The organism is Staphylococcus sp. NWU MK-U1 (assembly GCF_033283505.1).
In the GTDB taxonomy this organism is placed as follows: domain Bacteria; phylum Bacillota; class Bacilli; order Staphylococcales; family Staphylococcaceae; genus Staphylococcus; species Staphylococcus haemolyticus.
In genome coordinates, this window is record NZ_JAVSMG010000005.1 from 95,869 (window position 1) to 109,623 (window position 13,755).

The window sequence follows — 13,755 nt, forward strand, 5'->3', positions numbered from 1 at the left end:
AGAATTTCATTAAGAAATTCTACAAGCAATGCAAGCTGGGGTTACAACGAAATAAATTTTGAGAAAATATTATTTTTGTCCCACTCCCTAGTCCTTTTTTAAGTTTTAAAAATTGAATTAAAGGTAACGCTTTGAGAGAATACGCATATTAGTCTTTATTTTATAAGGAGTGTGAAGGTATGCAATGGCTTAAAGTCATCTTAGCTGGCCTAATAGAAGTTATTTGGGTAATTGGATTAAATAATGCCCATAATTTTGCAACTTGGTTATTTACATTAGTTTTTATTGCACTAAGCTTCTACTTAATGATTTCCGCTTCTAAACAACTTCCAGTCGGTACAGTTTATGCAGTATTTGTGGGAATAGGAGCTGCTGGTACAGTTATTGCAGATATGCTTTTCTTTGGAGAACCATTTACAATAATGAAAGTTGTATTACTGCTTCTGTTACTAGTTGGCATTATTGGACTTAAACTGTCAACGAATGACTCACCTAAGGGAGGAATGTAATATGTCATGGCTATATTTACTCATTGCAGGATTATTAGAGGTACTTGGCGTCATATGGTTAAACCAATATGCACGCTCAAAACAAAAATTTTATATTGTTTTAATGGCAATTACGTTTATTTTTAGTTTTAGTGTATTAAAATTAGCTATGACAACAATTCCAATGGGAACAGCATATGCTATATGGACTGGTATTGGCACAGCCGGAGGAGCTATTATAGGAATGTTATTTTACAAAGAATCAACACATTTTAGCCGTATCATTTTTATTTTCTTGATACTCTTCTCTGTAATCGGCCTTAAAATGATTTAATAAAATTGTATGAATTACATTTGTATACGTTTTCTCCTTTTATTATACTTAAAGAGAGATTATTGATAAGGAGTGAGCTTAATGGAAAAAGTTTATATAGCAGGTGCAATTCCAGAAGTAGGATTAAATTTACTTAAAGAACACTTTGAAGTAGAAATGTATGAAGGTGAAGGCATTATTGATAAAGAAACACTTATTGAAGGTGTCAAAGATGCTTCTGCGCTTATAAGCATTCTATCTACGAATGTTGATCAGGAAGTGATTGATAGTGCAAGTAACCTCAAAATCATTGCAAACTATGGTGCTGGCTTTAATAATGTGGATGTTAAATATGCACGTGAAAAAGATATTGATGTAACAAATACACCTAAAGCATCAACAGCCTCAACTGCTGACTTAACTTTCGGACTCGTTTTAGCAGTTGCGCGTCGCATAGTTGAAGGAGATAAATTATCTCGAACACAAGGTTTTGATGGATGGGCACCTTTATTCTTTAGAGGCCGTGAAGTGTCTGGCAAAACGATTGGCATAATCGGTTTAGGTGAAATTGGTAGTGCAGTAGCTAAGCGTGCTAAAGCTTTTGATATGGATATCTTATATACTGGTCCTCACCAAAAGAAAGAAAAAGAACGTGAAATTGGTGCAAAATATTTAGATCTAAATACCTTACTTGAAAATGCTGACTTCATCACAATCAATGCTGCTTATAATCCTGATTTACATCATATGATTGATACCGAACAATTTAAACTGATGAAATCTACAGCCTATTTAATTAATGCTGGTCGCGGTCCAATAGTTAATGAAGAAGCTTTAGTAAAAGCTTTAGAAGACAAAGAAATTGAAGGTGCTGCATTAGATGTATATGAATTTGAACCTGAAATTACAGAAGGTTTGAAATCACTAGATAATGTAGTTATCACACCTCATATTGGTAACGCAACATATGAAGCTAGAGATATGATGTCTAAAATCGTCGCAAATGATACGATTAAAAAGTTAAATGGTGAAACTCCACAGTTTATAGTTAATAAATAATTTATAATGTAAAAAAGACGGAAACTGAAAGAGACTACGAAGCATATTAATCATTAACTTATATGCTTAATTAGTCTTCAGTATCCGTCTTATTTTATTTATGCTTCGCTTTATACAGGAATTTAGTTTGTCCACTTAACAAACGTTTAGGTGTTCGTTTCATAACACTATTACGTAATGAAATAGCAAACGTTTTATCTTTTTGCGCTATTTTACCAATTTTTCTTGAGCGTTTGATAACTTTTGCAGTATGTTTAACTCTTAATTTATCATAACGTTTTAATGCTTTTTCTATATCATATTCTTCTAAACAATTAACTAGTACAATCGCATCTTCCATAGCTTGTCCAGCACCTTGACCCATATTAGGCGTCGTTGCATGCGCTGCATCCCCTAACAATAGAATACGTTGATTTACAAATGATTTGAGTGGTTTCATATCATATAAATCATGCTTCAGAATACCTGTTTCACTTTGCTTATCTAAAATTTGACGTACTGGTTCAGGATAATTATTAAAATATGCTTGTAAATGTGGTTTTTCAAACGATTGATATTTGGTATCCTTTTCAGACGCATTAATTGTGATAAACCAATAAGCTTGGTTGTTAATAAGTGGCACTATTCCTACTCGACCACGTTTACCCCAATATTCACTAGCAATATCAATGTTATGTAGATCAGCATCATCCACTAGGCCACGAAAACACGTATACCCTTGATAAAGTATCTTCGCATTCGGATGAATAGCTTGTCTGACAACAGAATGAAGTCCGTCCGCACCTATACATAAATCAAAACTTTGACTTGCATGATTTGAAAAGTGAACCATCGTATGTTTTTCGACATTTTCAACCTTAATAACATCATGGTCTGTATAAATGCATTGAGGATTAACATAAGATTGTAACAATTCAATCAAAGTTTGTCGCGCTAATGTTACATTCAACGTAGCCTCTTTTAATTTTACTGCAGACAAAATATTTCCTTTATCATCTAGTACATTCATTGCAGATAAGTTCTGGCCAGCATTTTTAATTCCTTTAGCTAGGTCATGTTTACCTAATTTCTTGATAACATTATCACCAATTCCTATACCTGCACCAACTTCACTTATATTTGATTGTCTTTCAAATATAGAAACGTCATGTCCTTTTTGTGAAAGAAGTGCGCCAGCGGTTAAACCACCTATACCTGCACCTATTATTGCAATTTTCATTTATTTACACCTCAATATTAAATTCACCTAAATTTTATCTTAACAGTATGTTGCAGTTGCAACTTAAATTGTATATCACTCTATTAGCCAATCAATTTAGGAGGCATAGAAGTTCTTACGTACATCATCTTTTTTTATACCAAATTGGTCATAATATGCTTGCATATACTTTGCGATTTTATCTGCCCACAAAATATCGCTTGCATACTGATGTTGGCCTGGACTTTTTGGATTCCACCTCATTTGATATAGCGTAATTTGATCATTATCAAAATAATTCGTTCTAATAAATTTAGCTCCACCAAATATCGCTTTTCGTGGTGAAGTCCATGATGCTTCCTTAGCGTAACTCTTACCTGTATGAATAGCATTTTCATCGAAAGCACCGACACCAAAAAAGTTGTAATAACGATTGTTACCTTCTTTAATACCACTGGCAAGTTTAGAGTTACCATTAGCAGTCTCCACACGTGCATGGCTTATTAAATAAATAATATTGACTTGATATTTGTCTTGAGCCTCTATAAAAGCATCAGCTTGATCTTCAAGAATACCATTCCCTTGTAACATCTTTTTAACTTCTTGTTTTGTCATAGGAACTTGTTGTGAAATATCCATGTATTTAAACTTATTATCGTCTCGAGTAATGCGCATTGCCCTCTCTATTTCTCGGCTATTTGCATTCACAAACTCACCATCTCTGTCTACTGTATTCAATACACTCGAATCTGTTTGTTTCTGAATTGCTTCTTGAAAGCTATAGTTGCGATCATTGTCCAACAGTTCTGAATGATTAATTATTAATAATACTATGAAGATAATGATAATAATAAGCAACAGTATGAATGGTAAACGCAAATGATTTAATTGCTTCATGTAGATGACAATCCTTTATAGCTATTTAAGATAAATAAAAATAAGTAATTATAATAACAATTAAGACTATAGCAAATGATATGTTGATGACTATCTTCATGCCAGTTCGATCTCGAAAAAGCACGTTAAATATAACTAAACTAATTGCTAATGACACAGCGAACATTGAAATCGCTAACACCATTTGCATCATAATTAAAAAAATAATTCCTAAAACAATAAAGACGTTAGAAATAACTGTCATAATTTTAATCGCGTTTGGATGAATTGTTCTCACCCCTTCTTTAGTAATAATATATACTACACCTTACCATAATTTATGTAGAAAGTACGTATAAATCTTATTAAATAATGAAAGAAAGGAGCGAGACAGAATTCGATTTGAATTCATTATCCCACCCCTAAGGATGACTTGAACTAAGTAAGTTTAGAATAAGTGCCTTCTCAATTCAGTCATCTACTGCATATTTACTTTGTAGTCTTTGATTATTTAATTTGTACCAATCTCTTTATACATTAATGTATTATTTATCTTCTCTAGACATCCCTTTAAGTAAATTAAGCATATAAGTTAAGCTGCGATTCATATCATCGTCTTTGAGTACGCCCATTAGACTACGAATACTTGTTTTAGCATTAGGATTTGCTTGATTTGCAACGTGCAATCCTTTATTTAATTTATTTAAGAATTGGCTTAACTCTTGAACATTAAGCTCACCTAACATAAAGACCATTGGTGCTAAATTTGTAATTAGACCCGCATATAAATCTTTGTTAAGTTCTGTCATAAATTTATTGATAATGACTTGACGTCCTCTAATGCCACCGTTCATTAAATCAAGAATTTTAGCTTCATCTAATGCTTTTACTAAACGTATTGCTTTTAAAATACTATCTTTATTTTCTGCAATAGCATCTGTTACTTCATTGATACTCTCGATTTTAATTTGTTCTTCTGATTTCTCTAAACGTTTAATTTTAGTTATTCTTTCAGCCATTATTTATCCACCACATTTCCTGGGAAAACATAGTCAGGACGTTCCCATTTTTTCTGTACTTGGACACTATACTGCGGGTTACGTTGTTTATCGACACGGAAGTTTGTTGGATTTAATGGTGATTTACCTTTACGGGTCAATACTTCCATACGACAACTTGTTCGTTTATAAGATGGTGTATCTGTATATTTATCTACATCACTATTAGTTAATTTATTGATAGCACCTAAATCACCATTTGACATAGCATCATTATTTAAAGGAATATAAATTTCTCTGCCTTTAACTCGATCAGTTACTGTTGCAATTAATGTTGCTTCACCCGTTTCTGAAATCAATCGTAATTCTGCGCCTTCATGAATATCACGATCTTTAGCTAGCTCTGGAGAAATTTCTACAAATGCATTTGGCACTTTATACTTAATCATTTCAGTTTGATAAGTCATATTACCTTCATGGAAATGCTCTAGTAAACGACCGTTATTTACATGTAGGTCATAAACTTCATCTTCTTTAAAGAAATTGTCAAATGTTAATGGGAATAACTTAGCACGACCATTTTCAAAGTTAAAGCCATCCATATATAATGTTGGCTGGTCTGTACCATCTGGTGCTACAGGCCATTGAAGACTATTGAAACCTTGTAATCGTTCATAATTTACACCTGAATATGATGGTGTTAATCGTGCAATTTCATCCATGATTTCACTTGGATGTTTGTAATTCCAATCTACGCCCATGCGTTGTGCGATTAATTGGAAGATTTCCCAGTCTGGTTTAGAATCGCCTAGCGGTTGTAATGCTTTATTAATACGTTGAATTCGGCGTTCTGTATTCGTGAATGTACCATCTTTTTCTAATGATGGACTAGCTGGTAAGACGACATCTGCATATGTTGCTGTGAAAGTTAGGAACTCATCTTGAACAACTAAGAAGTCTACTTTTTCTAAAGCAGATTGAACAAAATTAATATTAGAATCAACAATACCTGTATCTTCACCGTATAAGTATAATGACTGAATATCTCCATTATGGATACCTTCCATCATTTGGTGATTATCGCGTCCAGGTGTTGGATTTAATTCTACACCATATTCTTTTTCAAATTTTGCTCTCACTTCATCATCAGCTACTTTTTGATAACCTGGGAATTGATCTGGCATACTTCCCATATCACTTGCACCTTGTACGTTATTGTGACCACGTAATGGATAAGCACCTGAACCTGGTTTTCTATAGTTACCTGTCACGAGCAATAAGTTTGAGATAGCTGTACTTGTATCACTACCGATATCTTGTTGTGTAACACCCATTGCCCAACAAATTGACATTGATTCAGCTTTTGCAGCTTCTTCTGCAAAACTAATGATTTGTTCTTTAGGAATACCTGTTGTTTCTTCAGCAAAATCCATAGTGAACAATTCTAGTGATTTATAGTAATCCTCATAATTATCGACCCAATCATTCAAGAAAGCTTTATCGTGTAAATCGTTGTCAATGATATATTTAGTAGCTGCACCTAACCAAACTAAATCTGTTCCTGGCTTAGGTTGATAGAATGCATCTGCACGTTCAGCCATTTCATGTTTTCTAATATCGAATACATGCATCTTTTGCCCGAATAACTTTTGTGCACGTTTCATTCTAGATGCAATAACTGGATGCGCTTCAGCTGTGTTTGTACCGATTAGAACAGTCATAGCCGCTCTCTCAAGGTCTTCAATTGAACCAGAGTCACCACCGTGACCTACAGTTCTAAATAGACCTTTCGTTGCTGGTGCTTGGCAATATCTTGAACAGTTATCAACGTTGTTAGATCCAAAGACTTGTCGTGAAAGTTTTTGCATTAAATATGATTCTTCATTAGTACCTTTAGAAGATGCGATAAATGCTAAATGATCGCCACCATATTCATTTTTGATTCGCTTAAAGTTAGTTTCAATAACATCTAAAGCTTCATCCCATTCAACTTCATGGAATTCTCCATCTTTTCTAACAAGTGGTTTCGTTAAACGTTGGTCTGAGTTAATGTGACCCCAAGAGAATTTACCTTTAACACATGTAGCAATTTTGTTTGCAGGAGAATCATGTGATGGTTGAACTTTAAGCACTTCTCTGTCTTTAGTCCATACATCAAATGAACAACCTACACCACAATATGTACAAACTGTTTTCGTTTTCTTAATGCGTTCTTTACGCATTTCCGCTTCTGAATCAGAAACTGCAAATAGTAATCCATCACCTGGTTCAGCCTTTTTAGTTAAATCAATCATTGCAGCAAGTGAACCTGGTTCAGTATCTGTCATGTAACCAGCATTACCTTCCATATTCACTTCCATCATGGCATTACAAGGACATACAGTTGCACATTGTCCACACGATACACATGATGATTCATTAATAGGAACATCATTATCCCAGATAACTCTAGGATGCTCACGATTCCAATCAATTGAAATTGTTTCATTTACTTCGATATCCTGACACGCTTCTACACAACGACCACAAAGAATACATTGGTCTGGGTCATATCGATAGAATGGACCATAGTCTTTTTCATATGGTTTCGTTTTGTATTCGTATGATTGTTCTTCTAATCCCCATGCGTCCATAGCGTTATGTATTTCACAATCACCGTTATTATAATCACATACTGTACAATACAGCATATGTTTTTCTAAAATGCGATCTAAAGCTTCCTTTTGGCTAACTTTAACATCACTATTCTGAGTATTAACTGTCATAGGTCGATCTACAACAGTACTACACGCACGTTCAATTTTGCCATCAATTTCAACCATACATGTATCACATGTTTGAATTGGTCCCATTGATTCGTTATAACAAATTGAAGGTACGAAAGTATCACGAGATTTTATAAACTCGAGTAAACTTGTTCCAGGTTCTACAAGATAATCAGTGCCATCAAGCGTGACGATTAAATGTTCTTGCATACTTTCCACCCCATCTATATAAATTTTCCGTAAAATGACTTTGGCTACTTAACTATTCCATTTCAATACCCCACATATATTGAACATAGAATTACTTTAATTATATTACTTATTTCATTAAATGTTAAGCGTTTCATAAATTTTTGCAATTTTAAAAGAATTAAATATACATTGTGTTTCAAATGTTAAAAAAACTAACTTTAATGCAGATACAATTTAAAAATAAAAAATAGAGATAGGACTGAAATGATTTCTCACTCATTGTCCTACCTCTATAAATTTCCTAGTATTAACTGCTAAAGTAAAAACGTCTATTGCATTAAAAATTTAATTTTGTAAATTATTATTCAATATTTCTGTGGCACTTTGTTTTGAATCGTCATTAGGTATGAAATACCACAATCCATCGTCTTGAATACCACCCTGACCTTCTAATTGATGTCGGTTTACAGTTGTATTAGCATTTTTATAATTCTTTCTAATATCATTCATGTCATTCAATGTTAAATCGGTTTTAACATTTTTCTGGATCTGATTAATTAATGATGGGAAATGCGTGAGCGCCGAAGTACTTGTCATCTTATTAGCCATTGCTTGAAGGATAAGTTGTTGTCGTTCTTGACGACCAAAATCTCCTCCAGCACCTTCCTCTTTACGACTACGTATGAAGGCCATTGCAGTATCTCCATCCACATGAGTTGATTGACCTTTTACAAAGTTAGTTCCTTTAGTGGTGAAAGTATCATTACTAGTAACATTCACACCGCCCAAAGCATCAATCATATCATGTAACCCATCCATATCAACTGTTGCATAATGATCAATAGGAACATTCATTAATTTTTCTAATGATTTAACAGCCATCGTTGGTCCACCATAAGCATATGCATGATTAATCTTCTCAGTCGTGCCTTTACCTACAATTTCAGCTTGTGTATCACGAGGTACACTTACAATTTCTGTAGTTTGTTTCTTAGGGTTAATAGAAAGAAGCATAATTGTGTCACTTCTTTCACCGTCATTCTCACTTTTACGTTGAGCATTTGAGTCTACACCAAATAATGCAATAGTAAATGGATCACCATTTGACAAACTTACATTTTTCGTTCTCAATTCTGAATGTTGTCTGTTTAGAGGATTATGAATCTTACCACTTGTAATAAAAATACTAGCTACTACAAAAATTGACGCAACTATTGCTAAAACAACTAATATTCCTATAAACCATGTAATTATTTTAACGGGCAGGCTCATTCGTCTATGCGTTCTACGCATCCTACCACTCCTATTCTGTTTTATGAATTAATATAATTATTATATATTAAAATGATTAACTTTCTATACGTCTTAAGAAGTAACTTTTCATAAAACAGCTATCAATATTATTAAATATGATACCCGCCATTCCGATTAATAATTGCTAGTATATCTTTGTAACATCCGTGATTACTAATAATGAATGGTCCACTCTTAGCAAAGTCTAACGGTTCGCCATTTAATTGACTCATTTTCAAATTTAATTCTTTCGCAAATAAAAATTGCGCTGCAATGTCCCATGGCTTTGGGTTTGTATTAATATGTGCACCAAATTGTCCTTTAATCACTCTTACTGAATCTAAACCACATGAACCAATATTTCTCACACTGAACGAAGCATCGTATAATGCTTTTCTTGTATCATCATTTATATATTGAGTCCCAAAAGAGATAATGGCGTCTTGCAATTTTAATTCATTAGGTGGCACCAATTGTTGCCCATTAACAAATGCACCTTCACCCGCTATTGCTTTATATAATTTATCGTGAGGATAATCATATATATAAGAAAGTTTAGGTTCGCCATCAACAAAATATGCGATGATAATACAATAGTCTTCTTGCTGTTTTACTAAATTAGCTGTACCGTCAATTGGATCCATAATCCATAAATGTCCCTCATATGGCCGAATCATGCTATTATCTTTTTCTTCACCTAATAATTGGTGACTTGGAAAGTGTTCAGCTAAATACGCTTCAAACTTATTTTGAAGTTGTTTATCTACATTTGTAACTAAATCAAATCGATTTATTTTAGTATCAGTAATCAGATCTGTTATCAAATTGGGGATAACATCATCGAGATGTTTTAACCAATCCATGATATGCGCATCTATATTATGAAGTTTGTTTTGCATGATTTCACCTCAACTATCTATTTCACTTTATTGTATCTTACTGCTCATATTTGTCATAGGAATTTTTAAATGAAGACACAAAAAAATCGGCTAGTCATCTGCTAGCCGACAAATAGAAAGGAAAGTAAGTAATAAATATTGAAGATGTTTCGATGTAACTTGAACGATTCACAACAAGCTATCTGTTATATAGCTTCTACCCCTTTGTTTGAACTCGTTCTCCCCTGTTACAAATATTATAATAGCATAAAACATTTAATTTTGTAAGCGTTTTCCTAATAAAAAAATGTTTAATTTTACACGCATAATCTACTAAAGTAATGAAAATGTCTTCATACGCAGTGTTATGTTATAATTAATGTAATATGTAATGGTTATAGGTGGTGTTTATGTTGAAGAAATTAGATCGCCAGAATCAAATTATTTCATTAATACAACAAGGTCATACAATTAATGCATCTGAATTGGCGCAACACTTAAATGTTTCTGTTCGTACAATTAGTCGTGACATTGTCGATTTAGAAAATCAAGGTGTTCAAATATATGCTCATAAAGGCAAAAATGGTGGATATCAGATTCAAAAATCTGAAGATAAAATAAAACTAAATTTTACTGAACAGCAACTATTATCTCTGTATCTTACCTTAATAGAAAGCCAATCCTATTCAACATTACCATACACTAACGAGATTCAATCTATCATTAATCAGATTATCAATATTCCTAATACTCGTGTTCGTAAATCACTAAACCAAATGACTAACTTAATTAAGTTTGAAGATACAGAACAAATAACATTACCCCATTTATTTGCAGACATTTTAATTTTTAGTTCTGAACGAAATGTTATGTTGATAGACTTTATTGATAATCAAGAGACTATTGCTGAGAATGTCATATTCATTGGTTTACTATGTCGTAATGGTGAGTGGCTATCAATTATTTATGAAATCGGTTTAGGAAGAACAAGAGAATTACCAGTTCTTGATATTTATGACATTTCTTATTCCTTTGAAAAGACCATTAAAACTTATGACATATCCATTGATAATTATACCCAATTTTTAAATCCAATTGAGACGAATGAATAATTTTCTCGATTGGTTCTCCTCATTCATACCTCTTCTACAATTTAATATTTTCAAGGAGTTGCATTGAATATGCTTCAATCCACATTAATGCGTCAACAACTCATAATTTTACTCACTCACGTTGAAAAAATAAGATATTACTATTTAATGGACAATCGATTTTTAAATCGAGAAATAGAAGCGTATAACACATCCATTAAAAATTTTACTGACAATTTATCGTTAACCCTTCAAAACAGTACTAATAACTTTGACTCTAAATCCTCTATGGAATCAGATCACTTCTTTTTTAAATTACTAAATGATCTATCATTAAAACCACTACACAAATTCCATCAAGGGACGATATTAGTTGATTTACAACAACGTCAAGACCAATTGCACCAAACATTAGTTTATTTGTTAAATGAATATAAGTAAATGAACCTCGTATATCACATTTGCAATTTCAATATCCAATCCTTGATTTTTTAATAGCGTAATAAACGCCTCAACTACCTCCTTCAATTTAACTAATTATCCAAGTCGCTCAAGCAATTAATTATAAAAATTATATAATATATATGTAAATTGTAATAAAAAACGTGAAACGCTATAATTGTAAGTGATTACAGTAATTAGGAGGATTCATATGCTAGGTTTCTCAGTCTATTTAGGTCAACCATTAAACAAATCATACATATTAAATATGGTTGATCTCGGTTACGACGTTATTTTCACATCACTACAAATACCTGAGGAAAACGATCAAACTAAATTGACATATTTGGGAGAATTATGCCAATTGCTAAAAGATGAATCGGTAACCTACATTATTGATATAAATCCATCATTACTGAATCAGAATGTTTATCGTTTTTTCAATCAATTTTCTAATGGAGACTTTGTTATTAGAATTGATGATCATTTTAATTATGATTTAATTGCAGATTTGTTTCATCATAATTTACAGTGTTGTCTAAATGCCAGTACTATCACTACTGAAATTTTGGATACACTTTATAATCAAAAATCATTACCTAAAGTCTATTTTTGTCATAACTATTATCCTAGACCTGATACAGGTTTAGCTTTAAACCTTTTTGAACAACGAAATAACCTCATTAGAAAATATGATGAACATGCCTCAATAATGGCTTTTATTCCTGGAACTACATTGAGAGGTCCATTGTATAAAGGACTTCCTACCATTGAACAACATAGACACATGACATTACTTCAATCTGCACATTCACTATTAAAATATAACTTGGATTATATTCTTATTGGTGATACTGCAATCAACTATGCAGAAGCAGTTGCATTACAGCAGATGATTTATCACCGTCATTTCAAACTTCGTCTATCTTATTTTGATAAATCATATGAACAACTCATTTTCAAACAACATACATCTCGTTTGGATGCACCTGAGAATGTAATACGCTCCAAGTATTCTAGATTAACAAAAGTAAATATTCCTCCAATCAATAACTTCAATCATTATCGCTATAAGGGAGACGTCACGGTTGATAATTCACTTAATCAACGTTACGAAGGTGAGCTACAAGTGATTAAAGCAGATTTGCCTAATCATAAGGCGATTAATCATGTAGCAACGATATGTGATGAAGATAAAGTCGTTATTGATTTAATACAACCTGGTGACACATTTGAATTTATTACTGAAAAGGAGAAACGCTAATGGAACATTTAACTACTGAAAGCAGAAACACACAAACAATGCATTTAGATGAGATGTCGATTTTAGAAGCTTTAAAAACAATGAATAAAGAAGATCAACTAGTAGCTAAAGCAATTGAACCTATTTTACCCCAGTTAAACAGAGTAATCGAACAAACAATTACGCGCTTTCGAGATGGTGGACGTCTAATATATATAGGAGCTGGTACAAGTGGTCGTTTAGGTGTATTAGATGCAGCTGAATGTGTTCCAACTTTCAATACGCATCCTAATGAAGTAATTGGCTTAATTGCTGGAGGGCAACAAGCTATGACTGAAGCGATTGAAGGTGCTGAAGATAACTATGAAATGGGAATGACTGATTTGAAAGCAATCCATTTAAATGAAAAAGATGTCGTTATTGGTATTTCAGCAAGTGGTCGCACGCCTTATGTTAAAGGGGCATTAATATACGCGAATGAAATAAGTGCACCGACTGTTGCTCTCTCTTGCAATACGAATAGTGACATTAGTACTGTCGCTTCCCATGCACTTGAAGTCAATGTTGGTCCAGAAGTATTAGCAGGATCTACTCGCTTAAAGTCAGGTACCGCTCAAAAGCTTGTGCTTAATATGATTTCAACAATGACTATGATTGGTGTTGGTAAAGTTTATGATAACTTGATGGTCGATTTAAAAGCGACAAATTATAAACTTGAACAGCGTTCCATACATATTATCGAAGAGATTTGTGGCTTAACTTTTGAAGAAGCTCAAGAACTCTATATAAAAGCCGACAATGATATTAAAATTGCAATCGTTATGAATTTATGTAACACAACTAAGAGCGATGCTCAATCAAGACTCGTAAATAATAATGGCATTGTAAAAAAAGCAATTCAATCTTAAGGAGGCAGCGAT

Annotated in this window: 14 protein-coding genes; 7 read left to right on the forward strand and 7 right to left on the reverse strand. The window is 32.9% G+C overall.

The annotated features are described in order from the left end of the window. Positions 1–179 precede the first annotated feature (179 nt). From SBL16_RS08595 to SBL16_RS08605, 3 genes are all read left to right on the forward strand, one after another. Complete coding sequence (locus SBL16_RS08595) at positions 180–509, forward strand: DMT family transporter (RefSeq protein ID WP_037535934.1); 330 nt, start codon at positions 180–182, stop codon at positions 507–509. 1 nt (position 510) lies between these two features. Further along, a complete protein-coding gene (locus SBL16_RS08600) occupies positions 511–822 on the forward strand; it encodes a DMT family transporter (RefSeq protein WP_053016633.1) in 312 nt (103 codons plus the stop codon). Between the two features lie 81 nt (positions 823–903). Next, positions 904–1,860: a 2-hydroxyacid dehydrogenase family protein gene (locus tag SBL16_RS08605; protein WP_317953709.1), complete on the forward strand. Its 957-nt coding sequence runs from the start codon at positions 904–906 to the stop codon at positions 1,858–1,860. Positions 1,861–1,954: 94 nt separating this feature from the next. Here SBL16_RS08605 and SBL16_RS08610 read toward each other — a convergent pair whose 3' ends face one another. The 7 genes from SBL16_RS08610 to SBL16_RS08640 form a co-directional block, all read right to left on the reverse strand. Next, a complete protein-coding gene (locus SBL16_RS08610) occupies positions 1,955–3,079 on the reverse strand; it encodes an FAD-dependent monooxygenase (RefSeq protein ID WP_317953711.1) in 1,125 nt (374 codons plus the stop codon). 96 nt (positions 3,080–3,175) lie between these two features. Then, positions 3,176–3,955 (reverse strand): N-acetylglucosaminidase, encoded by a 780-nt coding sequence (locus tag SBL16_RS08615; RefSeq protein WP_107612191.1) that lies wholly within the window; start codon positions 3,953–3,955, stop codon positions 3,176–3,178. Positions 3,956–3,980: 25 nt separating this feature from the next. After that, a complete protein-coding gene (locus SBL16_RS08620; RefSeq protein WP_029376663.1) occupies positions 3,981–4,199 on the reverse strand; it encodes a hypothetical protein in 219 nt (72 codons plus the stop codon). 280 nt (positions 4,200–4,479) lie between these two features. After that, entirely contained in the window at positions 4,480–4,953 is a 474-nt protein-coding gene (locus SBL16_RS08625; RefSeq protein ID WP_037535920.1) for a DUF1641 domain-containing protein, read from the reverse strand. Then, the gene (gene fdhF, locus SBL16_RS08630; RefSeq protein ID WP_107612192.1) at positions 4,953–7,907 is read right to left on the reverse strand and encodes a formate dehydrogenase subunit alpha; all 2,955 of its coding nucleotides are present in this window, start codon (positions 7,905–7,907) and stop codon (positions 4,953–4,955) included. The genes SBL16_RS08625 and fdhF overlap by 1 nt, the downstream gene beginning before the upstream one ends. Positions 7,908–8,234: 327 nt before the next feature. After that, positions 8,235–9,182 carry an LCP family protein gene (locus SBL16_RS08635; RefSeq protein ID WP_049395577.1) on the reverse strand — a complete coding sequence of 316 codons (948 nt, stop codon included), beginning with the start codon at positions 9,180–9,182 and terminating at the stop codon, positions 8,235–8,237. 110 nt (positions 9,183–9,292) lie between these two features. Beyond that, the gene (locus SBL16_RS08640; protein WP_411861525.1) at positions 9,293–10,084 is read right to left on the reverse strand and encodes an inositol monophosphatase family protein; all 792 of its coding nucleotides are present in this window, start codon (positions 10,082–10,084) and stop codon (positions 9,293–9,295) included. 389 nt (positions 10,085–10,473) lie between these two features. Between SBL16_RS08640 and SBL16_RS08645 the strand changes: the two genes are divergently transcribed. The 4 genes from SBL16_RS08645 (at position 10,474) to murQ (ending at position 13,743) form a co-directional block, all read left to right on the forward strand. Then, positions 10,474–11,172, forward strand: coding sequence for a helix-turn-helix transcriptional regulator (locus SBL16_RS08645; protein WP_182703543.1), 699 nt, complete (start codon positions 10,474–10,476; stop codon positions 11,170–11,172). Between the two features lie 69 nt (positions 11,173–11,241). Further along, positions 11,242–11,592, forward strand: a complete 351-nt coding sequence (locus SBL16_RS08650) for a hypothetical protein (protein WP_107612195.1) — start codon at positions 11,242–11,244, stop codon at positions 11,590–11,592. Positions 11,593–11,803: 211 nt separating this feature from the next. Then, a complete protein-coding gene (locus SBL16_RS08655) occupies positions 11,804–12,856 on the forward strand; it encodes a MupG family TIM beta-alpha barrel fold protein (protein ID WP_107612196.1) in 1,053 nt (350 codons plus the stop codon). Beyond that, complete coding sequence (murQ, locus tag SBL16_RS08660; RefSeq protein ID WP_107612197.1) at positions 12,856–13,743, forward strand: N-acetylmuramic acid 6-phosphate etherase; 888 nt, start codon at positions 12,856–12,858, stop codon at positions 13,741–13,743. The genes SBL16_RS08655 and murQ overlap by 1 nt, the downstream gene beginning before the upstream one ends. Positions 13,744–13,755: the final 12 nt, after the last annotated feature.

Excerpts from the sequence above, each read along its gene's own strand:
- SBL16_RS08610 (WP_317953711.1), bottom strand. The coding sequence starts at position 3,079 with ATGAAAATTGCAATAATAGGTGCAGGTATAGGTGGTTTAACCGCTGGC.
- SBL16_RS08595 (WP_037535934.1), top strand. The coding sequence starts at position 180 with ATGCAATGGCTTAAAGTCATCTTAGCTGGCCTAATAGAAGTTATTTGG.
- murQ (WP_107612197.1), top strand. The coding sequence starts at position 12,856 with ATGGAACATTTAACTACTGAAAGCAGAAACACACAAACAATGCATTTA.
- SBL16_RS08600 (WP_053016633.1), top strand. The coding sequence starts at position 511 with ATGTCATGGCTATATTTACTCATTGCAGGATTATTAGAGGTACTTGGC.
- SBL16_RS08635 (WP_049395577.1), bottom strand. The coding sequence starts at position 9,182 with ATGCGTAGAACGCATAGACGAATGAGCCTGCCCGTTAAAATAATTACA.
- SBL16_RS08615 (WP_107612191.1), bottom strand. The coding sequence starts at position 3,955 with ATGAAGCAATTAAATCATTTGCGTTTACCATTCATACTGTTGCTTATT.
- SBL16_RS08650 (WP_107612195.1), top strand. The coding sequence starts at position 11,242 with ATGCTTCAATCCACATTAATGCGTCAACAACTCATAATTTTACTCACT.
- fdhF (WP_107612192.1), bottom strand. The coding sequence starts at position 7,907 with ATGCAAGAACATTTAATCGTCACGCTTGATGGCACTGATTATCTTGTA.
- SBL16_RS08655 (WP_107612196.1), top strand. The coding sequence starts at position 11,804 with ATGCTAGGTTTCTCAGTCTATTTAGGTCAACCATTAAACAAATCATAC.
- SBL16_RS08625 (WP_037535920.1), bottom strand. The coding sequence starts at position 4,953 with ATGGCTGAAAGAATAACTAAAATTAAACGTTTAGAGAAATCAGAAGAA.
- SBL16_RS08605 (WP_317953709.1), top strand. The coding sequence starts at position 904 with ATGGAAAAAGTTTATATAGCAGGTGCAATTCCAGAAGTAGGATTAAAT.
- SBL16_RS08620 (WP_029376663.1), bottom strand. The coding sequence starts at position 4,199 with ATGACAGTTATTTCTAACGTCTTTATTGTTTTAGGAATTATTTTTTTA.